Origin of the sequence: Brevibacillus sp. GCM10020057 (genome assembly GCF_042683565.1) — a bacterium.
Taxonomy (GTDB): Bacteria; Bacillota; Bacilli; order Brevibacillales; family Brevibacillaceae; genus Brevibacillus.
In genome coordinates this window covers 222,844-243,755 of the sequence record NZ_JBHUJW010000034.1, presented here as the reverse complement: position 1 = coordinate 243,755, position 20,912 = coordinate 222,844, and the positions used below count along the sequence as shown (strand labels likewise).

General features: G+C 58.9%; 17 protein-coding genes. 9 read left to right on the top strand and 8 right to left on the bottom strand.

What is annotated here, in order from left to right:
• Positions 1-2 precede the first annotated feature (2 nt).
• Positions 3-206 (bottom strand): cold-shock protein, encoded by a 204-nt coding sequence (locus ACFSO0_RS11500; RefSeq protein ID WP_376880205.1) that lies wholly within the window; start codon positions 204-206, stop codon positions 3-5.
• A gap of 104 nt (positions 207-310) precedes the next feature.
• Entirely contained in the window at positions 311-787 is a 477-nt protein-coding gene (locus tag ACFSO0_RS11495) for a hypothetical protein (RefSeq protein WP_376880203.1), read from the bottom strand.
• A gap of 251 nt (positions 788-1,038) precedes the next feature.
• On the opposite strand from ACFSO0_RS11495, the gene ACFSO0_RS11490 reads away from it, so the two are divergent.
• Positions 1,039-1,899, top strand: a complete 861-nt coding sequence (locus tag ACFSO0_RS11490) for an RNA polymerase sigma-70 factor (RefSeq protein WP_376880200.1) — start codon at positions 1,039-1,041, stop codon at positions 1,897-1,899.
• A gap of 44 nt (positions 1,900-1,943) precedes the next feature.
• Here ACFSO0_RS11490 and ACFSO0_RS11485 read toward each other — a convergent pair whose 3' ends face one another.
• Complete coding sequence (locus ACFSO0_RS11485; protein ID WP_376880198.1) at positions 1,944-3,326, bottom strand: DUF1254 domain-containing protein; 1,383 nt, start codon at positions 3,324-3,326, stop codon at positions 1,944-1,946.
• A 205-nt stretch (positions 3,327-3,531) separates the two neighbouring features.
• Here ACFSO0_RS11485 and ACFSO0_RS11480 point away from each other — a divergent pair, with 205 nt between their 5' ends.
• The 5 genes from ACFSO0_RS11480 (at position 3,532) to ACFSO0_RS11460 (ending at position 8,411) form a co-directional block, all read left to right on the top strand.
• A complete protein-coding gene (locus ACFSO0_RS11480; protein ID WP_376880196.1) occupies positions 3,532-4,128 on the top strand; it encodes a DedA family protein in 597 nt (198 codons plus the stop codon).
• A 139-nt stretch (positions 4,129-4,267) separates the two neighbouring features.
• A complete protein-coding gene (locus ACFSO0_RS11475) occupies positions 4,268-4,828 on the top strand; it encodes an amine oxidase (RefSeq protein ID WP_376880194.1) in 561 nt (186 codons plus the stop codon).
• 106 nt (positions 4,829-4,934) lie between these two features.
• Positions 4,935-5,591, top strand: a complete 657-nt coding sequence (locus tag ACFSO0_RS11470) for an efflux RND transporter periplasmic adaptor subunit (protein ID WP_376880192.1) — start codon at positions 4,935-4,937, stop codon at positions 5,589-5,591.
• A gap of 13 nt (positions 5,592-5,604) precedes the next feature.
• Positions 5,605-7,179, top strand: coding sequence for a DHA2 family efflux MFS transporter permease subunit (locus ACFSO0_RS11465; protein ID WP_376880190.1), 1,575 nt, complete (start codon positions 5,605-5,607; stop codon positions 7,177-7,179).
• Between the two features lie 89 nt (positions 7,180-7,268).
• Positions 7,269-8,411, top strand: coding sequence for an HlyD family secretion protein (locus ACFSO0_RS11460; protein ID WP_376880187.1), 1,143 nt, complete (start codon positions 7,269-7,271; stop codon positions 8,409-8,411).
• Between the two features lie 218 nt (positions 8,412-8,629).
• On the opposite strand, the gene ACFSO0_RS11455 is transcribed toward ACFSO0_RS11460, so the two are convergent.
• Positions 8,630-10,222, bottom strand: a complete 1,593-nt coding sequence (locus tag ACFSO0_RS11455) for a vWA domain-containing protein (protein WP_376880184.1) — start codon at positions 10,220-10,222, stop codon at positions 8,630-8,632.
• 149 nt (positions 10,223-10,371) lie between these two features.
• Here ACFSO0_RS11455 and ACFSO0_RS11450 point away from each other — a divergent pair, with 149 nt between their 5' ends.
• Positions 10,372-11,532, top strand: a complete 1,161-nt coding sequence (locus tag ACFSO0_RS11450) for an iron-containing alcohol dehydrogenase (RefSeq protein WP_376880182.1) — start codon at positions 10,372-10,374, stop codon at positions 11,530-11,532.
• 117 nt (positions 11,533-11,649) lie between these two features.
• Here the strand turns inward: ACFSO0_RS11450 and ACFSO0_RS11445 are convergent, their stop codons facing one another.
• Positions 11,650-12,081, bottom strand: a complete 432-nt coding sequence (locus tag ACFSO0_RS11445; protein ID WP_376880179.1) for a MarR family winged helix-turn-helix transcriptional regulator — start codon at positions 12,079-12,081, stop codon at positions 11,650-11,652.
• 265 nt (positions 12,082-12,346) lie between these two features.
• Between ACFSO0_RS11445 and ACFSO0_RS11440 the strand changes: the two genes are divergently transcribed.
• Complete coding sequence (locus tag ACFSO0_RS11440) at positions 12,347-14,629, top strand: DEAD/DEAH box helicase (RefSeq protein ID WP_376880177.1); 2,283 nt, start codon at positions 12,347-12,349, stop codon at positions 14,627-14,629.
• The gene (locus ACFSO0_RS11435) at positions 14,619-16,052 is read left to right on the top strand and encodes a ribonuclease H-like domain-containing protein (RefSeq protein WP_376880174.1); all 1,434 of its coding nucleotides are present in this window, start codon (positions 14,619-14,621) and stop codon (positions 16,050-16,052) included. The genes ACFSO0_RS11440 and ACFSO0_RS11435 overlap by 11 nt, the downstream gene beginning before the upstream one ends.
• 112 nt (positions 16,053-16,164) lie before the next feature.
• Here ACFSO0_RS11435 and ACFSO0_RS11430 read toward each other — a convergent pair whose 3' ends face one another.
• The 3 genes from ACFSO0_RS11430 to ACFSO0_RS11420 all read right to left on the bottom strand — a co-directional run bounded on the left by ACFSO0_RS11430 (position 16,165) and on the right by ACFSO0_RS11420 (position 20,893).
• The gene (locus ACFSO0_RS11430) at positions 16,165-17,457 is read right to left on the bottom strand and encodes a serine hydrolase domain-containing protein (RefSeq protein ID WP_376880171.1); all 1,293 of its coding nucleotides are present in this window, start codon (positions 17,455-17,457) and stop codon (positions 16,165-16,167) included.
• A gap of 48 nt (positions 17,458-17,505) precedes the next feature.
• The gene (locus ACFSO0_RS11425; RefSeq protein WP_376880168.1) at positions 17,506-18,093 is read right to left on the bottom strand and encodes a GNAT family N-acetyltransferase; all 588 of its coding nucleotides are present in this window, start codon (positions 18,091-18,093) and stop codon (positions 17,506-17,508) included.
• A 688-nt stretch (positions 18,094-18,781) separates the two neighbouring features.
• Entirely contained in the window at positions 18,782-20,893 is a 2,112-nt protein-coding gene (locus tag ACFSO0_RS11420; RefSeq protein ID WP_376880166.1) for a multicopper oxidase family protein, read from the bottom strand.
• Positions 20,894-20,912 lie beyond the last annotated feature (19 nt).

Sequence of the window (20,912 nt, the reverse complement as noted above, 5' to 3'; positions counted from 1 at the left end):
GCTCAAGAATGGCGTTTGCTGTGATTCGTCAAAACAGGCAGCACTTTGGTGACCTTTACCATCCGGGAATGGCAAAAGGGGCAGCTGGGGTTTTCGTCAAAGGAAAAGTTATCTCTCATCCAGCACGTACAGCCGTCACTGCTGCACAACCACACATCAGTCTCCTCTTCTTCGACAGGGACTGCTGCCTTTTTAGAGAAATACACGTGAACACCTCCTTCGCGGGGCAAGGTGCGGAATGTAACCTCTAATAATGTGTGATGGAGTGCTCCCGAATATACCAGGTTTTTCACAGCGGCCAAAAGAGCGTCTACCTTTTGCTGAAACCTTCTTCCTTCAAATAGTTCTCGGCTTCTGCGTACGATTCAAAAGAAGCCTCCAGATTCAGCCCGTGGTAAACGTTCCACAGAGTATCCTCCTGCTGAAGCAGCAGCGTATTGTTCTTCTTGTCTACCCACGTCTCTTCCAGCGCCTGCACAGGGGCATTCGACTTGGGCGCGGTCTCGCGTTTATGGGAAAGCATCTCGATGGACGCTTCGATGATCGTGCGCAGTTCGTCTGCGGAAAAATCGCGGATGTTGACGTAGCCTTTCGCATCCTTGCGATAGCCTTTCAAAAACGCGCCGTAGACGAAGCCGTTGCCATTCGGGTGAAGGTGGTACACGACGGTTTTTTTCTCGTGCAAACTGCCTTCATAGTGAAAGTTCACCCGTCCCAGCGAGACGTCATTGCGCGTCAGCTGCGGGAAAGATTCAATAATCGCCAGTTTTTCTGCAAAAGTCAGCATGGATTCCTCCGATGAGATAGATTTGTTTGTCGATTATATCACAGGAAAGACGACGAACGGAAAAAGATCGGGGAGTGCGGCGCGTGCTTGAGGAATTCTGTCACAAAAACCGGGCCGTTGTCGTCACAGGGTAGTGCGCGTTGTGCGGCAAGGGAGCAGCTAAGTTTGTGCGCTCGTTCCCCGGAACTGCTTTTGGTATGGTAAAATAAGGGAATCGTTTGAAAGATGAGGCACAAGGGGGAAGGATCTACGTGGAGGCGCTGTACCAAACCTATCGAGGATTGCTGTTTCGGCTCGCTTATCAGATGACGGGAGCGGCGCAGGACGCAGAGGATATCGTACAGGATGTCTTTCTGAAGGTGCATGGCGTCGACTGGGAGGAAATCGCTGACCCGAAAGCATACTTGTGCAAAATGACGACCAATCGCTGCCTCGATCTGCTGAAATCGGCCCGCAAAAAACGGGAGCTTTACACGGGGCCATGGCTTCCGGAGCCTGTCTCCGCCTTTTATACGGACGACTATGAAGCGGTCATTCACAAAGACCTTTTGTCATACGGGATGCTCGTTCTGCTGGAGAAGCTGTCCCCGGTCGAGCGCGCCGTGTTTGTCCTGCGGGAAGGACTGGACTTTGACTACCACGAGATTGCCGAGCTGGTAGGAAAAAGCGAGGCGAACTGCCGCAAGATCATCAGCAGGGCAAAAGCAAAAATGGGCCTGCTGCCAAAGCAACCGATCGCCCCTCCGGAGACGGCAGACAGTCGAGCGTGGGTCACTAGGTTTCTGTACGCCCTGGAGCAAGGCAACGTCGATTCGCTCCTCGCCTTGCTGGACAAAGATGCGGTGCTCATCTCCGACGGCGGCGGCAAAGTGGCGGCAGCGCTTCACCCGATCGTCTCTGCGGAGCGGATTGCCCGCTTCCTGCTTGGGGTGCAGCGCAAATATAACGCCAGCGACTCGCGGCAAAAGGAGCTGGTCACACTCAACGGCCAGACGGCGCTCGTCTACCACGCCGAGGGCAAGGTGGATACGGCGGTGCTGCTGGACGTAAAGGATGGAGCCATCCAGCGTCTGTACTATGTGCGCAATCCCGACAAAATGCACTATCTGTAAACAAAAATCCCCCTCCGAGCCGTGGAGGGGGATTTTTGGTCTGGCTAGCGCTTTTCCCGTATGGGCGGCAAGGCGTGCGCGGGGCCGAGCGAACCGGGCTTGGGCGCAAATATGCGCAGGACGAGATTGAAAGGGCCGGGTGGTGTGGAAAGCCAGTTGGCCTGCGGGTCGGCGGGGGGCGACTTCTGGATGGCGATGTCGAGCGAGCCGTCCGGATTGAGCCGCAGCGTGCCGTTGTTGCTGCGCACCGAAACGCGATTGCCTGTCGCTTTCGCGAGGTACAGCTGGTTGTCGTAAACGTTGATCGACCAGAAAGCCGACGTCTGCGGGAGCTGGTCGGGGGCGAAATGGAGCGTATAGGCCTTTTCGCCGGTGAGCGGCCGGTTGTCGCCGTCCGTGAAGGCGCGGAAGTACGCCTCCTCCTCTGGCACGTTGGCGCCGATGCCGGAGTAGGCGATGAAGGCGCGGGCCAGAAACTGGTCGCCGTATGTGCCGATCGGAGAAAAGGAACCCCAGCCGTTTTCGACCATGATGTAGGGAGGATAGCCGTTTTCTACAATGCTCGGGGCATCGCGCAAAGCACGCTCCAGCCCGGCCCGCGTGGCGGGACGAATTCGCGCCGGGTCAAAGCCCGTTTGCGCGTCGATGCCGGCGAGCGCAAACTGCGTCAGCAAGACTTGATCGCAGACGGGCGGAGGATTTTTTTGCAGCATGTCCGTCATCACGCGAAAAAACGCCAGCGAGTGCAGCACATCCTGGGGAACGACAGAGGAGACGCCTGCCGCGCCGGACTGCTTCGCCTGCTGCACAGGCTTGAGCTGAATCTGGTGCTCAAAAGCGAGCGCTTGCGCCAGGTCCTGCTTCCCTTTTACTTCGACGCGGCCGAGCAGCCAGACGGTGTCGGTCGGTGCCTGAATGGTCCGGACGCCTGTTGGCAGCGTCCCTTTCCACCCCGGGCCGACGATGACGCTCTGCCGCGCCTTGTCTGCCGTTGCCCGGTTGGATTCGTTGTGAAACGTATTCGTGTAGGCATCGAGCATCTGAACCGTATAGTACCGATGCTGCGGATTGGCGGGCACCTGCAGCAGAACAGGCGTCTGTGACAAGTCCAGCCATGCGTTCAGGTAGAGCGTGTCGGAATTGGGCGTGACAATCCCGCGATAGGACGGCGTCGCGAGCGCATCGGAGTAAACGAACTGGTTGAGCAAAGCGCCATCGCGGGTCATCTCGCCCATCGTCTTCGCCACGGCGACAAGCGGATAGCCGTACAGATACGCCTGGACGCCGAGCGAATACGCGAGCGCTTCCTCGGCAATGGCAGGCGGATGGCGCTCGGAGCTGACCTCAAGCGTCCGGGCTGGCGATGGGGCCGCAGCGAGGGCCGCAGCGACGAAGACCGTGCAGGCGTAACGGAAATACTTTTTCATACAGGGCCTCCCGAAATGAAGGAAAATAGCGGTGCACAGCTATTTTTCGCGCGGGAGCGTCTTTTATACCCGCTCGCCGGACGTCCTCCCGTCCAACGCTGCGCTGTTGCGCGAGGCCGGGAGGAAGAGAAAGAGGAAAAAAGTCAGCATGTCAGCGAATGTGGAAAGAATAAGATGGAAAAGGACAAGGGAGTTGGAGGTAACTGTGGAACACCATTTGGACCTGTTTTTGATGAAATACGGATATGTGGGGATCTTCTTTGCGTTGGCGCTCGGCGTCGTGGGGCTCCCGATCCCGGATGAAGTCTTGATGACGTATGCGGGATACGCGGTTTCGCGCGGCGTCCTGCATATGCCCTACACGCTTTTGAGCGCGTTTCTCGGCGCGTCCGCCGGCATTTCCGTCAGCTATGCAATCGGATTGAAATGGGGACTGCCTCTGCTGATAAAAGTAGGTCCTTATTTGCATATTACGCCCAAGCGGATCGAGTCGACGCAAAGGATGTTCGCCCGTTTCGGTCCTTACCTGTTGCTGATTGGCTACTTTTTGCCGGGCGTCCGCCACATCAGCGCGTACATAGCCGGGATCGCCGCTATGAGCTTTCGCCGCTTTGCAGGTTTTGCCTATGCGGGGGCGTTGCTCTGGAGCGTGACCTTCCTGTTTTTGGGCAGGACGTTGGAGAGGGAATGGTTCAAGGTCGCCGTCTATGTGCGGCACTACGGCTTTACCTTTTTGCTGGTCGCAGCTACGCTCGCACTCGCAGCCTACCTCGTCATCCGCTGGCGCCAGAGCTCCCGGTGAGTACGGCCGGGAGCGGCGCTTGGCGGGAGCGGCGAAAAAAACGCCGATTTTGGAAAAACGCCCTTTACAAACCGACGGTCGGTCTGTAAAATGGAGATCATCAGAAAAACAATCACGTTCCCAAAAGGAGTGCCTACTCATGATTCTTACTTTGTTCTGGATTTTTGTCGATCTGATTCCCTTTTTTGTCGCGTTTCAGGTCGAACCGCCAACGCTCGGCTTTTCCATCGGCTTTTTGCTCGCCCTGCTCATCTACCTGTTCCAGAAGAAGCGGTTTGGCGAAGTGACGACGATCATTACGATCAAAGTGTTTTACTTTTTCATCGGCTTCTGGGTTGCGTTGCTGCTGCCTTCGTTTCATCTGTTTGACTTCACGCAACTGTTCATGTACGGCATCCTGACGCTCGCTTCTGTCGCTTCGCTGGTCTTGAAAAAACCGTTCACGCTGCAGTACGCGAAGAAAGTCGTGCCCGCCGAGTTTACGACGCATCGCCTGTTCTTTCTCTCGAATTTCTGGTTGACGGTGATCTGGGCAGCCGCCTTTGCCTTGTCCTTGCTCTGCTCCGTCCTGTACGCGATGAGGCTCATCTCCGGAGAGGCAGGAGTCACCCTGGTCCACGCCTGGAATCTGGTCGGACTCGCCGCGACGATTCTGGTGCGGCCGATTACGAAGCGCATTTTCTTAAAAAAGCAAGGATGACAAAGGAGCTGAGGCAAAAGGCTCCCCGTTTTTTGACAATGAACATACCGACAGTCGGTCTGTATAAAGCACAGATTTTATTGAGTCGAGAGGCAGGGAAATGGAAATGGAAAAAAAGAGACCGAATCGCAAGGCTCTTTTGCTGGGCGTTGTACTGCTCGCCGCAGCGGTCGCGGGCTACTACGGCTACCAGAGCTACTTTTATGTGAAGACAGAGGATGCCATGGTCACGGGCGACATTTACAAGATCGCGCCGAAAGTCGCTGGCAAGCTGGAAAGCGTTCTGATCGACGAAGGAGACGAGGTGAAAAGCGGCCAGGTCGTCGCCAGGCAGGAGCAGGTGAATGCTGCGAGCAACGCCCAACTGGAAAGCGTGACGATCCGCTCGCCGATCGACGGCGTCATCTTGCAGCGGGCAGCCAAGGAGGGCGAAGTGGTCGGCGCGGGCAACACCATCGCGCTGGTGGTCGACAAGCACCAGCTGTACGTGCAGGCCAATGTGGAGGAGACGGAAGCGGGCTACATCCAGGTCGGGCAACAGGTCGAGATTGCGCTCGATATGTATCCGGGCCGCACCTTCTTTGGCAAGGTCACAAAAATCGGCGAGGCGACCCAGTCGACCTTTTCGCTCCTGCCCCCGGTCAATGCGGGCGGCAACTTCACCAAAGTGACGCAGCGGATTCCGATCAAGATCGCCTTTACGGAAGGCCCCTACGATTTTCAGCCCGGCTTGAACGCCAAAGTCACCATACACGTGAGATAAGGGTGAGGATGTTATGAAGCCGCAGGAAAACTTTTGGCCCGGCGTGTTTGCCATCGTGCTGGGTACATTCATGGCCGTGCTGGATACGAGCATTGTCAACGTCGCCATTCCGGAGATGATGCATGTGTTCGGCGCCTCGACGGAGGAAATCCAGTGGGTCGTCACCAGCTACACCTTGACGATGGCGGCCGTCATCCCGCTGGCGGGCTACCTGGGTGTCCGGTACGGGATCAAGAAAAGCTATCTCGTCAGCCTGTTGCTGTTCACTGTAGGCTCGCTTCTGTGCGGCCTGGCGTGGAGCAACGGGAGCATGATCGCCGCGCGGATCATCCAGGCAGCAGGGGGCGGGCTGATGATGACGATTGGCCAGTCGATGATCCAGCTGGTGGTGCCGCAGGAAAAGATGGGTCCGGCCATGGGCGTTTTCGGCATCTCGGTGTTCGTCGCCCCGGCAGTGGGGCCGACCTTGAGCGGTTACTTCGTGCAACATCTGGATTGGCGGCTTATTTTCACGGTCAATATACCGTTCGGGATTGTGGCGATGCTGTTGGTCTGGCAGTTTTTGCCGGAGGGAGAGGCGAAGAAGGACCATCCGTTCGACCTCGCCGGATTCGTCTGGTCGGCTGCGGCTCTCGTCAGCCTGTTGCTCGCGGTCACCAAAGGGGAGGAAAAAGGCTGGGATTCGTTTTTCATCGTCTCGCTGTTTCTCACCGCCCTGATCAGCGGCACCATGTTCGTCGCTCGCGAACTGTCGGCGAGCCACCCCCTGGTCGACATCCGGCTGCTCGCCAAGCGTGACTTTACCTTGGGGCTGTTGGTCAACAGCATGATTATGGTCGGCAATTTCGGCGTCATCTACCTGTTGCCGATCTACTCGGAAAACATGCTCGGGAAAACGGCGATGGATACAGGGCTGATGATGCTGCCGCAGGCGCTCGCCTCGGGGATTGTGACCCCGATCAGCGGGATGCTGGCGGCGCGGGTGGGGTTGAAGCCGCTGATTGTGGCAGGGCTGGTCTTTTGCCTCGTGCCTGGCTTTTTGCTCGCCCGTGTCGATCTGGACACGAGCGTATCCACGCTGAACTGGCTGCTTGCCGTCCGCGGCATCGGGCTGGGCATGTGCCTGATGACCTCGATGCAGATTCCGCTAGTGGCGACGGGCGACCCGGCGCGTGTCCCGGCCGCTTCGGTCATTACGAATATTTCCCGCCAGGTGGCGACTTCCATCGGCATCGCAGGGCTGATCAGCCTGTTTTCCCGGCGCAGCGTGGAGCATGCGGTGCACGCCAGCGAGCAGGTGACGGCGACGCATCCTCCCGTGCAGACAGCCTTGGAGCAGTGGCAGCAGATGTACCTCTCCAAAGGGCTGTCAGTGCAGGAAGCGGCGGCGTCCGCCCTGCAGCTGATGGGACAGCTGGTCAAAAAGTACGCGGCAATCGAGGCTCTGCAGGACAGCCTGCTCGTGGCGGCACTGGTATTGGTGGCGGCCTTGCTGCTGATGCTCGTCGTCAAGGAGAACAGAGCCGCCCGGCAGCAAGCGGGTGAACGACAGGCACAGGCCAAGGTGCAGCCCGCGCTGATGGAATAGAAGAGGACGTGGAAGGGCAATCGGACAGTCTGTGGTTGCCGCAGGAGCAGGAACATACGGATAACAAGAGAGGAAAGGGTGAAAGTTCAATGAACATGTCCAAATGGGGAAGCGTGCTGGCAGCCAGCCTTTTGCTCGGAGCGCTCACCGGCTGCGGAAGGGCGCAGCCCGTCGCCTTGACTGCCGCAGGAGGTGCGAGCCAGCAGACTGCGGCAGCCAATGGCGAGGTGCGCACGTATACCGGAAAAGTAGAGGGGATCGAGGAAGTGACGATCTACGCCAAGTCGTCGGGGAAAGTGGCGGCAGTCTATCGCGATACCGGAGACGAAGTGATGCCCGGAGCGCCGCTGTTCGCGCTGGAGCAGGAGGAGCTGGACGCGAGCCTGCGCATGGCAAAGGCAGATCTGGCATTGGCAAAGGCGAAATGGGAGGAAGCGAAAAAGGGCAGCCGCCCGGAAGATTTGCAATACGCCCAGGCGGGACTCGCGCAGGCGACGCAGAAGTACATGGACGTAAAGAACGGCAAGCGGCCGGAGGAAATGGTCCAGCTGCAGGCTGCCGTCCAGTCGGCGAAGACAAACGCAGAGGCGGCGGCAGCCAAACGGGACCGGACAAAAGCGTTGTACGCCCAAGGAGCGGTCGCCAGGCAGGCGGTGGAGGATGCCGAAGCCGCGTACGCCCAGGCAGAGGCGCAATTCCGCCGCAGCGAGGAAGATTTGGCGATGGCGAAGCAGGGGGCGACGCAGCCGACCTTGCAGGCGCTGGCGGCGAATGTGCAGCAGATGCAGGCGCTGTACGACAAGGCGAAAAACGGCGCGACGCCTGAGCAGCTCGCCCAGTACGCCGCCAGCGTAGCGCGCGCGCAGGCGGCGGTGGACAACGCGGAGTACCAGTTGAAAAACGCGACCGTCACCAGCCCGATCAAAGGATATGTGAGCGCGAAAAACATCCATCCAGGGGAGATGGTCGGCCCGAGCACAGCAGCCATGACGGTCGTCAATACGGAAAAAGTATATGTCGTCATCGGCGTTGCCGAAAAAGAGCTGGAGCGATTCGCAACAGGCAAGGAAGTAGACGTGGCGGTAGACGCCCTGCACAAGCACATGCGGGGAACGGTAGTGAGAATCAGTCCGAAAGCGGACGCGGGCACCGATACGTTTACGGTCAAAATCATCCTTGAAAACAAGGATGGGGCCTTGCGCTCCGGCATGACGGGAATCGTCAGCCTGTGAGCGTGCGGACAGACAAAAACGGCTCGTGCACCTGCAGCAATTGCCTGGACAGCGTGCGCGCACATTCATCAACCTCGTGCTTTGGGTCAAAACATTTCCCGCCCAACCAGTCAAGCGATGCAAGGACCTCCCGCAGCGGTTGCCGGGAGGTCCTTGTCTTTTCCATCGTCGCGCATGGCGGGAAGTTCCTGTTTTCCCTGTCGCCTCTGGGTCGCCTCTCAATCGCCGCGAATGGCGATGCTGTCCTTGACCATGCGCACGAACTCCAGCTGCTCCTCTCTGGCGGCAGATGACTCCGCCAGCTTGAGGACGTCGCGCAGGGAGCTGTCCTTGGCCCAGTAGCTTTCCCGCAATATTTCCGCGAATTCCGCGACCGCCGCGAGAAACTGCAGCTCGCCGGACAGCTTCGCCTGCACGGTGACGGGCTTGCTTACTTCCTCTACCTTTTGGCTCGAGACATTCTGGTAGCGGATGCGGACATCTCCCAGCTTGCCGGCCGCTCCGTTTTTCACTTTCACCTCGTACAGCGCCGTCACGGTGTGGCCAGCGCCGATTTCCCCGGCATCTGTCCTGTCGTTGCGGAAGTCTTCATCCCGCACGTCCCGATTTTCGTAGCCGATCAGCCGGTAGCGATCGACTGCCGCCGGATCGAATTCGACCTGGATCTTGACATCGCGAGCGATGGTCTGCAGCGTCCCGGTCAAGGCTTCCGTAAATACCCGCCTCGCCTCGGAAAAGGAGTCGATGTAGGCGTATTGACCTTCGCCCTTGTCGGCCAGCTGCTCCATCAGGACGTCGTTGTAGTTGCCCATGCCGAATCCGAAGGTGCTAAGGTGGATGTCTTTGCGCGCGTAGTCTTCGATGGAACGCAGAATGCCGCTGGCGCGCGTCTCGCCGACGTTGGCGACGCCGTCCGAGCAGAGGATGACGCGATTGATGGCGCCGCGTTTATAGGAGCGGTTCGCCATCTCGTAGCCGAGCAGCAGGCCTTCTTTGGCATTGGTGGAGCCTTCAGGTGTCAGGGAATCGATGGCCGACAGGATCGCCTGCCTGTTTTCGGCAGAGGTGGGATCGAGGATGACGCGGCCCTGCGATCCGTAGACGACGATGCCGACCGTGTCTTCGGGCTGGAGCTGATCGACCAGGACGCGCAAGCTCCTTTTGACCAGCTCCAGCCGGTCTTCCCGCTCCATGGAGCCGGAGACGTCGATGACGAAGACGAGATGGGCGGGCTTCCGGTTTTCCGGGGCGACTTCTTTTCCTTTGATGCCGATGCGCACCAGCTGGTAGCCGGGACCAAAGGGCGAAGGGCCGCCGTCGACCTGGATGCCAAACGTCTGCTGCTTTGGCGCAGGGTAGCTTGCCGGGAAGTAGTTGATGAACTCTTCTGTGCGGACAGCATCCGCCGGCGGCAACGCGCCGTCCTGGATGTAGCTGCGGGTGAGGGTGTAGGAGCCGGTGTCGACATCGGCTGCAAAGGTGGACAGGTTGTCTTCGTCGGTGGAGATGAACGGATTGGTGCCGTAATTTTTAAAGGTCATAGCGTCCGGGCCGGCTTGCGGCGGCTGGCGATACATGTGAGCGCTGTCCGCCATGCCGTGGTACGGAGCTCTGCCGTGGCGGGCTGCGCTTTTCGGCTGGGCCGCCAGCTGATTTTGTCCCGCGTATTCTGCGGACGAGGCTACGTTTTGGCTTTGTCCTCCGGCTTGGGCTGACGCCGCCGGCTGCCGGGCGCTCTGCTCGCCAGAGCTGCATCCGACCAAAGCAGCGACCATGACGGTGATCGTGCTTGCTTTTGCAATTTTTCTCATCTCTCTATTCCCCCCTTTGTCTAATGAACGTGGAAAAAAATGGGATGTTACAGGGGGAGCGGAAAAAATTTCGCTATTTGGATAATAATGTGGAACAGCTGGCCTCTCGCTTGTATGATGGAGAAAAAGAAGGAGGGGGACAACCGTCTATGAATCCATACAGCTATTTCTGCCCGACGCGCATCGAGATGGGAAAAGGTAAATCGAAGGAGTTGCCGGCTCTTTTGCAGTCTTTGCAAACGGGCGCGTCGGTGATTCTGGTCAGCGACCCGGGCGTGATCCGTGCCGGACTGGTGGCTCCGCTTCAGGCGGCGCTGCAGGAAGCGGGATATCGCGTGACGCTGTTTGACGGGCTGAGCCAAAATCCGCGCGATATGGAATGTCTGGAAGGGGCAGCGCTGTTCCGCGAGGCGTCTGCCGAAGCGGTGGTGGCGATCGGGGGAGGAAGCGCGATGGACACAGGCAAGACGATCGCGCTGTGCGGACCCAATGGCGGGACACCTGCCGATTATGCGGACGGGCGCCTGCCTTACGAGAACATCGCGCCAATCGTCTGCGTGCCGACGACAGCCGGGACAGGTTCGGAGGTGACGCGATCTGCGGTCATTACGGAGGCGACGACGCATCGGAAAATGACGCTGAAGCACGTAGCCCTGCGCCCGACGCTCGCTGTGCTCGATCCGGCGCTGACGTACAGCGTGCCGCCCGCCGTCACGGCTGCTACTGGCGTGGACGCGCTGGTTCACGCAATCGAAGGCTACACCTGCAAAGTGACCAATCCGATCTCCCAGGCACTCGGAGCGCGGGCGATGCAGACGATTGTACGCGCGCTGCCTGCCGCGTACGCCAATGGACAGGACGAGGCCGCCCGCCATGCGATGCTGGAAGGCAGTCTGCTGGCCGGACTGTGCTTCGGGTCGGCGGATGTGGCAGCGGTGCACTGCCTGGCCGAAGCCTTGGGCGGACTGTACGATACCCCGCACGGCGTCGCCAACTCGGTCTTTTTACCCTATGTACTAAAGTTCAACGCGGCTGAAAACAAGCCGATGCACGCCAGCCTGGCACGCTTTATGGGCTTTGCCGCCGATGCCGACACGGACGATGCGGCAATCGACAAGCTCATCGGCGGAATCGCCGCCTTGACGGAGGGCCTGAACATTCCGAAGCTCAAAGACTTGCCGGGCGTGCGGGAGGAAGATTTTCCGCGCATCGTGGAACTGGCAGTGAAAAACGGCTCCACGCCAAGCAACGTCCGCACTGTGACGGCCGACGATTACATGGCAATCCTGAAAGAAGCGTACGAAGCGTAGCCGTGGATGCGCAGCGCATGAGAAAACAGCCCCTGACTGCCGGGGGCTGACTGTTTTGCGGGGAGGAAAACGCGCCCGGTCCGCGCTGCGGGACATGCGTTAGGCGCCAAAGTGCCCTTACCGGTTTTGAATGGCAGCAATTTTTTCAAAGGTTTGCGTAAACGTTTCCAATTCGCTTGGCTCCAGGACGCCGATATACTTCTCCAGCACCTTGCTGTAGTTTTCAATATCCTTTGTCAGGACATCCTGGCCGCGCGCGGTGATGGAGACAAGCACGCTGCGGCGGTCGTTGTGGCCGTATACGCGGGAGACGAAGCCGCCGTCGACGAGGCGATTGATCATCGTGGAGATCGTGCTCGGCCGCACTCCCAGCTTTTGGGCGAGGTGTGTGATCTTGCAAGGCTCTTCCGCTGAAATGAGCGAAAGCAAATAAAATTGCGGCCGGGTCAGATCGCCGCCGAACTGTTGTTGCATATCTATGGCAATCTTTCGTTGCATTTTGTTCATGGCTGTGCGAATGCGAAAGGCATAGTGAAGTAAGTCAGCCATCAATGATCACCCTATATCATTATAACAAATGACTTATACGTTGCAGGGGGAGAAAATGAAAATAATTCTCGATCAGGGACCGCCGTCTGGCCGATGGGCGAAATCCTGCTTGCACTTATGTTGGTGAAACAAAGAAGCATTCTGATCACACGGCTGCCTGATCGGAATGCTTCTTTGTTTTGGGCCGAACTGCGCACGGAAAATAAACAATTCATTTACATCACGAACATCCATTCGTAAAATTGAGTCAAAGAAGGTGACGTCGATGAACATGAAAAAAAGCATAGCGGAAATTTTGGACGGCTTCCGGCAGGACGAGCGGTTTTCCGCGAATATCGCCCACTGGCGGACGATCCCGGCCCGCGAAGCGAGGACGGTTCCCTTTCCGGACGAACTGGACAGACGCATCCGCGAGGCGCTGGAGCGGCGCGGAATCGCTTCTTTGTATACGCACCAGGAAACGTCCTTTCGTCATGTGCGCGCAGGCAGGAACATCGTTGCTGTAACCCCGACAGCTTCGGGGAAAAGCATGTGCTACCACCTGCCGATCATTCAGACTTTATCGGAGGACGCGCAGGCGCGGGCACTCTACCTGTTTCCCACCAAGGCGCTGGCGCAGGACCAAAAGAGCGAGCTGCATGAGCTGATCACCGAGATGGGCCTGTCCATCAAATCGGAGACGTACGACGGTGATACCCCGGCCAACATTCGGCAGATGGTGCGCAAGGCCGGGAATATCGTCATTACCAACCCGGACATGCTGCACTCCGCCATTTTGCCCCATCATACCAAGTGGGTTTCCTTTTTCGAGCATTTGCAATACGTCGTTATCGACGAACTGCATACATATCGCGGCGTGTTCGGCAGCCACGTCGCCAACGTCATTCGCCGCCTCAAGCGGATTTGCGCCTTTTACGGCAGCCATCCGCAGTTCATCTGCACGTCCGCCACGATCGCCAATCCGCGGGAGCTGGCGGAGGCGTTGACGGAGGAGTCGATGGAACTGGTGGACAACAACGGCGCGCCAGCGGGCATCAAGCATTTTCTGTTCTACAATCCGCCGGTGGTCAACCGTCAGCTGAACATCCGGCGCAGCGCCACGTTGGAGGCGCGCGACATTACCGAGCAGTTTCTGGTGAACGGCATCCAGACGATTTTGTTTGCCCGCAGCCGGGTCCGTGTGGAAATCTTGCTCACGTACTTGCAGGAGCTGATCAAGAAAAAGCTCGGGCCGAAGACGATCCAGGGCTATCGCGGCGGGTATTTGCCCAGCCAGCGCAGGGAAATTGAGCGTGGACTGCGGAGCGGCGACATCATGGGGGTCGTCAGCACGAATGCGCTGGAGCTGGGGGTCGACATCGGGCAACTGCAGGCGTGCGTCATCACTGGTTATCCCGGCTCGGTCGCCAGCACCTGGCAGCAGGCAGGCCGTGCGGGCAGGCGGCAGGGGGAATCGGTAGTGGTCATGGTCGGCAGCTCCACGCCGCTCGACCAGTACGTCATTTCCCACCCGGAATATTTCTTCGACCGCAGTCCAGAGACGGCGCGCATCAACCCGGACAACCTGATTATCCTCGTCGACCACCTGAAATGCGCGGCCTACGAGCTGCCGTTTCGCGAGGGCGACACGTTCGGGCGGGCGGAAATCGTGGAAATTCTCGAGTTTTTGACGGAGGAGCAGGTCCTGCACTACTCCAAGGGCAAATGGTTCTGGATGAACGACTCGTTCCCGGCGCACAACATCAGCCTGCGGTCGGCTTCGCAGGAAAACGTGGTCATCGTCGACATCAGCGAACGGGGCAACGAGCGGGTCATCGGGGAAATGGACCGGTTCAGTTCCCTGACGCTTTTGCACGAGGAAGCGATCTACCTGCATCAGGGGACGCAGTACCAGGTAGAAAAGCTCGATTACGAGGAAAAGAAGGCGTACGTGCGGGAAGTGTCCGTCGACTATTACACGGACGCCAATCTGGCCGTGCAGCTGAAAGTGCTGGAGCAGGATCAGCACCGTCAGGAGGGGCAGAGCGCTTTTTCCTACGGGGAAGTGTCCGTCCACGCCATGGCGACGATTTTCAAGAAAATCAAGTTCGAGACGCATGAAAACATCGGCTCCGGGCCCATTCACCTGCCGGAGGAGGAGCTGCACACGAATGCCGCGTGGATCAGCTTCGCGGACAGCCTGCTCGCGGAAATCGGGACAGAGGACGTGGAGCGGGGATTGGTCGGTCTCGCGCATGTGCTCCAGCACGTAGCGCCGCTGTTCGTGATGTGCGACCCGATGGATTTGCACGTCATCCCGCAGCGCAAGGCCGTACATTCCCAAGAGCCGACGATCTTCCTGTACGACCGCTACCCGGGCGGCATCGGGCTGTCCGAGCAGGTGTACAAAGAAATGGAGACGATTCTCCACCAGGCCGAGCGGATGATCGTCTCCTGCCTGTGCGAGTCCGGCTGCCCGTCGTGTGTCGGAGCGTCCGACGACGGCAGCAAGGAGCTGGCGCTGACGCTGCTGCGCGTGGCGCAAGGGGGAAGCGCGTATGTCTCTTAAGTCGAAGCTGCAGCGGATGAAGGGGCATCTCTCGCTGGAAGCGGACAAAGGCAGAGAAGCAAGCGGCGGCGAGAGCAGGGCGGTGCATCCTCCTGAGCCGTTTGTACAAACGGACGGTTGTGCCCCGCAGACCGATGGACAGTCGCTGCTGACCGGGGAGCAAGCCGTCCAGCATGCCGTTCAGCATGCTGTTCAGTCAGGGAGCGAGCCCGTCCAGAACGCTTCCGTCCAGAACGTCCCCCTCCCTGACATCCCTTACGCTGACAAATGGCGGAGCATGCAGGCGGAGCCGTTCGTCTGGGAGGACGAGCACGTCATGATCCGCGAGGTCCGTTTTCCGCTGTGGCAGCGGCACGGCGCGTACAATTTTGCCCAGCTGCACGAGACGATCGCGGCGTGGGAGGCATCCGGCAGGCAGCACCCGTTGTCTGCGGCTGGCATTCAGCCGGATCGCCTGCTGTTTTTTGACACGGAGACGACCGGGCTGTCGGGCGGAGCCGGGAACACGGTTTTCCTTTTGGGCTACAGCCGTGTCGAAGGGGAGGAGGTCGTCGTCCGGCAGCATTTTCTGCCATCTCCCCACGCGGAAGTGGCTTTGTACCATTCCTTTCTCGAACAGGCGAAGCAATCGTCCCATCTCGTGACCTTCAACGGCAAATCGTTCGACTGGCCGCAGGTGCGGACCCGGCATACGCTCATCCGCGACCAGGTGCAGGCGCTGCCGACATTCGGCCATCTTGACCTGCTGCACGGCGCACGCAGGCTGTGGAAGGCCGAGCTGGAGTCGTGCCGGCTGGCGATCATTGAGCAGGAGAAGCTGGACGTCTGGCGCGAAGACGATCTGCCCGGCTATTTGGCGCCGATCCGCTATCTCGATTTTCTCCATTCCCGGGACCCGGAAGTGATCGAAGGCGTCCTGCGACACAACGAAATGGACGTCCTGTCGCTGATTACCCTCTACATTCACGTATCCCGGCTGCTCCTTGGGCATGAGCGCAATGACGTGTCCCACGAGGAACGCTTTGAAATTGCCCGCTGGTACGAAGCGCTCGGCGACCGGGAAACAGCCCTGCAGGCGTACTTGACCGTGGCTCGCAGCGACCATCCGTGGAGCGTCCGGGCCAAACTGGCGGCGGGCCAGCTGTACAAAAAACAAAAGGATTGGGCACGCGCGCTCGCCCTCTGGGAATCGTGCATGGAGTCGTCCGGCTACGTCCCGGAAGAGGTGTACATCGAGGCGGCCAAGCTGTGCGAGCATCAGCTGGGAGACTGGGAGAAGGCGCTTCGCTACACGCGTCACGCCTACGAGCTGTGGAAGCAGCGGGGGAGCTTGCTGCGCAGCCGCTCGAAGGCCGAAGCGCTCGCCTATCAAAAGCGGATCGAGCGGCTGGAAGCGAAGGAAAACAGCCGGGGCATGCTGTGAAAAAGGAGCTGGGACATGGCAGCTCCTTTTGGTTACAGGCAGGGATGTATAAGATTTCTATCCGGTACAAGTGCAAAAAAAGGCTGCGCCAGAAGGCTTGGCACAGCCTTTTTTATCGCGCCAGAAACGTGCGGACCTTGCCGTATTCGTCGGTGAAAGTCAGTCCGTGACGCGTCACCTGGAACGTCTCGTTGACAAAGTCTGTGACCCATGTGATGCCATCGTCCGTTTGCTCCACGAGCCGCAGGGGAAATTTGTACGGCACTCCGTACATTTTCGGATGCGTGACAAAGACGCCGTGTGGCTCTGCGGTAATTTCCACCTTCATGTTCTCATCGCCGCCCGCAGCATACGTCCCGACACTGCGGGCGATGGCTTCGGGCGTATTTGGCAGGACGCCGCGAATGCGGGAGAGGGGAGGAACCTTGTCTCCAGCCGCGATGCCCGCCAGGTCTCTGGTCATTTTCATGACGGGCGTCAGGTTCAGGTTGCTCAGCACGATCACGGTCAGCCGATCGTCCAGACTGCGGTACATGTCGCTTTGAAATCCGTTGATGTCACCGAAGTGGCTGGCGATCTTTTTTCTGCCTTGCTGATGGATCGCCCATCCGTAGCCGTAGCCGAATTCGTAGGGCGCAAACATTTTCGACAGCCACTCGCCGCTGACGAGCTCCTCCGTGTACAGGGCCTGGTCCCACTTCCACAAGTCTTCCACCGTGGAATACATTCCGTAGGCACCGCGGGGAATCGTCATATCGATATATTCCGTATGCACGATCTCCTCCCAGACCGTATAACCGGAGGCCAGCCCTTTGACAACGGCCCGATTTTCCTCGCATCCGGTATCCAGCATCCCGAGGGGCGCCCAGATGTTGTCCCGCAAAAAATTCGCGTAGGAACTGCCGGAGGCCTGCTCGATGACGGCAGTCAGCAGGAGGTAGCCGGAATTGGAGTAGCGATACCGGGTGCCCGGCGCAAATTCGAGCGGCAGCCCGGAAAAAGACTGAATAAGCCCGTCCAGCGTCCACGGCACTCGCATGGCCGCAGACCAATAATCCGGAAAGCTGGTAAAGTCGGGAACACCTGCGGTATGGGTGAGCAGGTGGTGAATCGTCACGGCATCATCGCAGGATAATCCCTCCAGGTGGCGATTGACAGGATCGTCAAGCCGGAGGGCCCCTTTTTGGCAGAGCAAAAGAATGGCCATCGCGGTAAAGCCCTTGGTGATGGAGCCGATGCGGAATTTGGTCTTCGTCGTATGGGGTACTCCGTGCTCCACGTTGGCGTAGCCCATCGCTTTGGCGAGAAGGATTTCCTTGTCCCTGGCGACGAGCAGAGAGCCGTTGAAATATCCCCGGTCCTCGTAAACTTTCATGTATGCTTCCAGCGCTGTTACGGTGTTCATCTGTCTTCTTCCTCTTTTTATCGGTGGGGCTGCTCTTCCATCCCCCCTTTATTCACGCAAATATTTCTCCCGGTACTCCTCGGCCAGCATCGCCATCAGGATCGAGTCGTGATAGGCGTGATTGTAGTAGAGAGCCTGTCGCTGCACGCCTTCCCGCTGAAAGCCGAGCTTCTCGTATGCCTTTATGGCCCGTTCGTTGAAGGCAAAGACGTTCAGCTCGATCCGGTGCAGATTGAGAATGCCGAAGCCGTAATCCAGCATGAGGCGCATGGCTTCGCTGCCAAAGCCTTTTCCCTGGTTGTCGGAATTTTCAATCGAAATGCGGATGTAGGCGTTGCGGTTAAACGTATCGATGCCGCCGATCTGGATGTCGCCGATCACCTGGTCGTCATCCCGTCTGGCGATGAGCAGCAGCACGCTGGAGGAGTCTTGCGCCTTGCTCTCGATGTACTGGTGGATTTGCTCGCGGGTGTAATGCTTTTGTGTACCCGTCAGCCGCCGTGTTTCACGCTTGTACAAGGAACGGAAATACCAGTCCGTATCGTCCAGTCCGAGCGGGCGCAAATAGACGCGTTCGCCTTCAAGAAAGCGCACCGGCTTTTGGGCAGATGGATGAGCGGATTGCGGGGTGGTCATGTGGCAGTTCTCCCTTCTTGTTTTTCTTTTAGAATAACGAACGATGGGCGAAGCAGGAAAGGGGCATTTTTGTTTCTATTCAAAATCGCCAGAAGGGAGAGCGGTTGCCTGCACGGCTTGCAGCAGGCATCGGGAGAGGGGTGAACAGAGAGGGGAGGGAGCGGGAACGGGCGTAGGTAACAACCTGATTTTGCCCAGCTAACGGTTATTCGTCCAGACGGGTGAATGCTGCCCTGCATATACACATATAGTCATCCAAATTTAACAAGAAAGAGGGCGACAGCATGAGTTATCCGAGTTCCTATTGGTCGTCATCCCAGTCCTCGTCTTACAACCAATCCGTCTATTTTCCATCCTCTCAATACTCCGCTTACTACCCGTCCGCGATGCCGGTGTACCCACCTCCAGGATCGGGGCGCGGACATGGGCGAGATCGCCGCAGACGGTGTCCGGATTTCTGCCGGTTTTGTCCGCCAGAGTGCTGTCGGCGCCGCAGGTAAACAGGAGCCGGGGAATTTATAGAAAGGTTCGGGCGAAAGCCGTTCATCCAGGGACATGCGGGGCCGCCCGGAGCGCAGGGATTCGTCGCTGAGGGGGACGGCCGACCTTCCTCTCCACCTATAGCCCGCATACCGCCAAGAAAGCAGCCCGTCCAGTCGTGACCGGCTGCTTTCTTGCGCTTGCCGTACTATTCCGGCTGGTTCCGGGTCTCATGCCCGGCCTGAAAAGGCGATGTGACACCTTCGTACACCAGATGCATGGTCATCCCCGAGGCAGCATGCGACAGGTCGTGGCAATGATCCATCCACAGGCCGGGATTGTCTGCCCGGAACGCGACTTCATACGTTTCCCCGGGGGCGACATTGAGGGTGTCCGTCCACCACGGACTGCCCGTTATCGGTTTGCCGCTGCGGCTTAGCACGAGCATACTGTGGCCGTGCAGGTGCATCGGGTGATTCATGTGACTGCGATTGACGAAGGTCATTTTGACAAGGTCGCCTTCCCGTACCTGCAGCATCGGCGTATGCGGGAACACGCTGCCGTTGATTGCCCACAGCCCGCCCAGACGGCCGTCGTAAAATCCGAATTGCTCGTCGAACACGAGCTGGAACTCCCGATTGTACCGGGTGTGCAAGTCAAAAGGTACGGGAGCGGGACTTCCGTAACTCGCCGGGTCGAACAGCGGCAAGTCGGGGAGGAGGGCCGGGACGTCCCCCGAGCCTGCGACAGAGAGCAGCATGCCTTGGCCGTGGTCGGCTTTCGTCGGCGAGAGCAAGACATTATGGTTCGGCATCGTAAACGTGACGTCATACCTCCCGCCAGCCGCAATCCGCAGCACCTGGTTGGCGAGCAGATTCGGCTCGTGTACCTCGTTGCCGTCGATGGCCGCGACCTGAAAGGAGGCGCCTTGCAGCTGGAAGTCGGCAGGCAAGCGGTCGGCGTTGAGGAGCCGCAGCCGAACGGGTGTGCCGGGAGCGACTTTTTCCGTTTTTCGTTCATCCGCGCCGTTCAGCGTAATGCCGCCGCTGTCTCCCAGTTTGTGATGCACGAGGGTGAGATCCAGAGGCGGGCCAGTGAGCGGGACGGGCGCATTTGACGGCTCGATCACCAGTGCCCCCAGCAGCCCTTTTTTGACCTGCAGCGACGACTGTTGATGGGAATGGTACCAGTACGTTCCTGTCTGGGCAGCGACGAATCGGTACACGTGCTGCTCGCCGGGCAAGACGGCATCCTGGGTAGCACCGGCCACGCCGTCCTCGGCATTCGGTACATGCAAGCCGTGCCAGTGGATGGTGACGCCATCGGCGATGTCCTTGTTCCGCAGGACGACTTCGATCAGTTCGCCCTGCTTCATGCGCAGCACAGGTCCCGGGTATTGTCCGTTAAACGTCCACGTCTCCACGACCTTGCCGGAGGGGAGGCGCGTCTGCGTTTTTTGGGCAGTCAACGTAAAAATGCGGTCAGGGGTTTCGTTTTGCGGGCCGTGCAGTTGGGTCACGCTGACGGGCTGGCTCCGGGAACCGGCGGCTGCAGCGGAGGCGTGCTGGGCGTGGGCGGTCATGCTCATCCGGCCGGGCAGCTTGCTGTTTTGCATGGCGTGGTCGATCCAGGCAGAGCAGCCTGCCGCGAGTGTCAGCAGGGCGAAACATGCCCGCAATAAGCGCATGGACCGTTTGGCTCTGTGCAGCGTACCGGAACGGCCATAGCGCTGCTGCTGCCACGATTGCCAGATCCAGAGGGCAGAACTGCCGGCGATCAGGACACCCCAGGCAACGATCAGCGTCTCCTTGTGCAAGGTGACGGCAGGCGCGCAAAATTGCAGGATGGCGGCGAGGAAAGCCCCGAGAGACAAGGCGTAGAGGGGCACGGCCAACTCCGGTGCGGAAGCCTTCAGTCGGCTGGCTTGCTCCTCATCCGTATCCGCATGGGCGTATCCCGGAAGTGCCGCGTACGGAACGACGACCGTCATGCGCAGCGCCAGACGCCACAGCCTTGGGACGGACACGAACGCTGCGGCGATGGCAGGCGCCAGGATGAGGGGGAGAAAGCCCAGCAGTTTGTCCTTTACGAACACCCATCCGTACGCATCGTACAACCACCATGTCGTACCCCATTGCGCGAGTACCGCAAGCAAGGTCAAAGCGGTCAGAATCAAGGTTCGGCGAGCGCTCGTTGCCATTGCACTGCCAGCGGGACGAAAGACGAGACCGCCCAACCGAAAGGCGGGCAGCAACGTCAACAGCCATACAATCAGGTACAGCCCTTGGTCGATCCCGGAGAGCATTTCAAACTTCGGCATGAACGTGTTCCTCCTGAAA

Coding starts and splice junctions, on each gene's coding strand:
- ACFSO0_RS11420 (WP_376880166.1), bottom strand. CDS start 20,893: ATGCCGAAGTTTGAAATGCTCTCCGGGATCGACCAAGGGCTGTACCTG.
- ACFSO0_RS11485 (WP_376880198.1), bottom strand. CDS start 3,326: ATGAAAAAGTATTTCCGTTACGCCTGCACGGTCTTCGTCGCTGCGGCC.
- ACFSO0_RS11450 (WP_376880182.1), top strand. CDS start 10,372: ATGAATCCATACAGCTATTTCTGCCCGACGCGCATCGAGATGGGAAAA.
- ACFSO0_RS11455 (WP_376880184.1), bottom strand. CDS start 10,222: ATGAGAAAAATTGCAAAAGCAAGCACGATCACCGTCATGGTCGCTGCT.
- ACFSO0_RS11465 (WP_376880190.1), top strand. CDS start 5,605: ATGAAGCCGCAGGAAAACTTTTGGCCCGGCGTGTTTGCCATCGTGCTG.
- ACFSO0_RS11460 (WP_376880187.1), top strand. CDS start 7,269: ATGAACATGTCCAAATGGGGAAGCGTGCTGGCAGCCAGCCTTTTGCTC.
- ACFSO0_RS11475 (WP_376880194.1), top strand. CDS start 4,268: ATGATTCTTACTTTGTTCTGGATTTTTGTCGATCTGATTCCCTTTTTT.
- ACFSO0_RS11435 (WP_376880174.1), top strand. CDS start 14,619: ATGTCTCTTAAGTCGAAGCTGCAGCGGATGAAGGGGCATCTCTCGCTG.
- ACFSO0_RS11425 (WP_376880168.1), bottom strand. CDS start 18,093: ATGACCACCCCGCAATCCGCTCATCCATCTGCCCAAAAGCCGGTGCGC.
- ACFSO0_RS11430 (WP_376880171.1), bottom strand. CDS start 17,457: ATGAACACCGTAACAGCGCTGGAAGCATACATGAAAGTTTACGAGGAC.
- ACFSO0_RS11445 (WP_376880179.1), bottom strand. CDS start 12,081: ATGGCTGACTTACTTCACTATGCCTTTCGCATTCGCACAGCCATGAAC.
- ACFSO0_RS11440 (WP_376880177.1), top strand. CDS start 12,347: ATGAACATGAAAAAAAGCATAGCGGAAATTTTGGACGGCTTCCGGCAG.
- ACFSO0_RS11470 (WP_376880192.1), top strand. CDS start 4,935: ATGGAAAAAAAGAGACCGAATCGCAAGGCTCTTTTGCTGGGCGTTGTA.
- ACFSO0_RS11495 (WP_376880203.1), bottom strand. CDS start 787: ATGCTGACTTTTGCAGAAAAACTGGCGATTATTGAATCTTTCCCGCAG.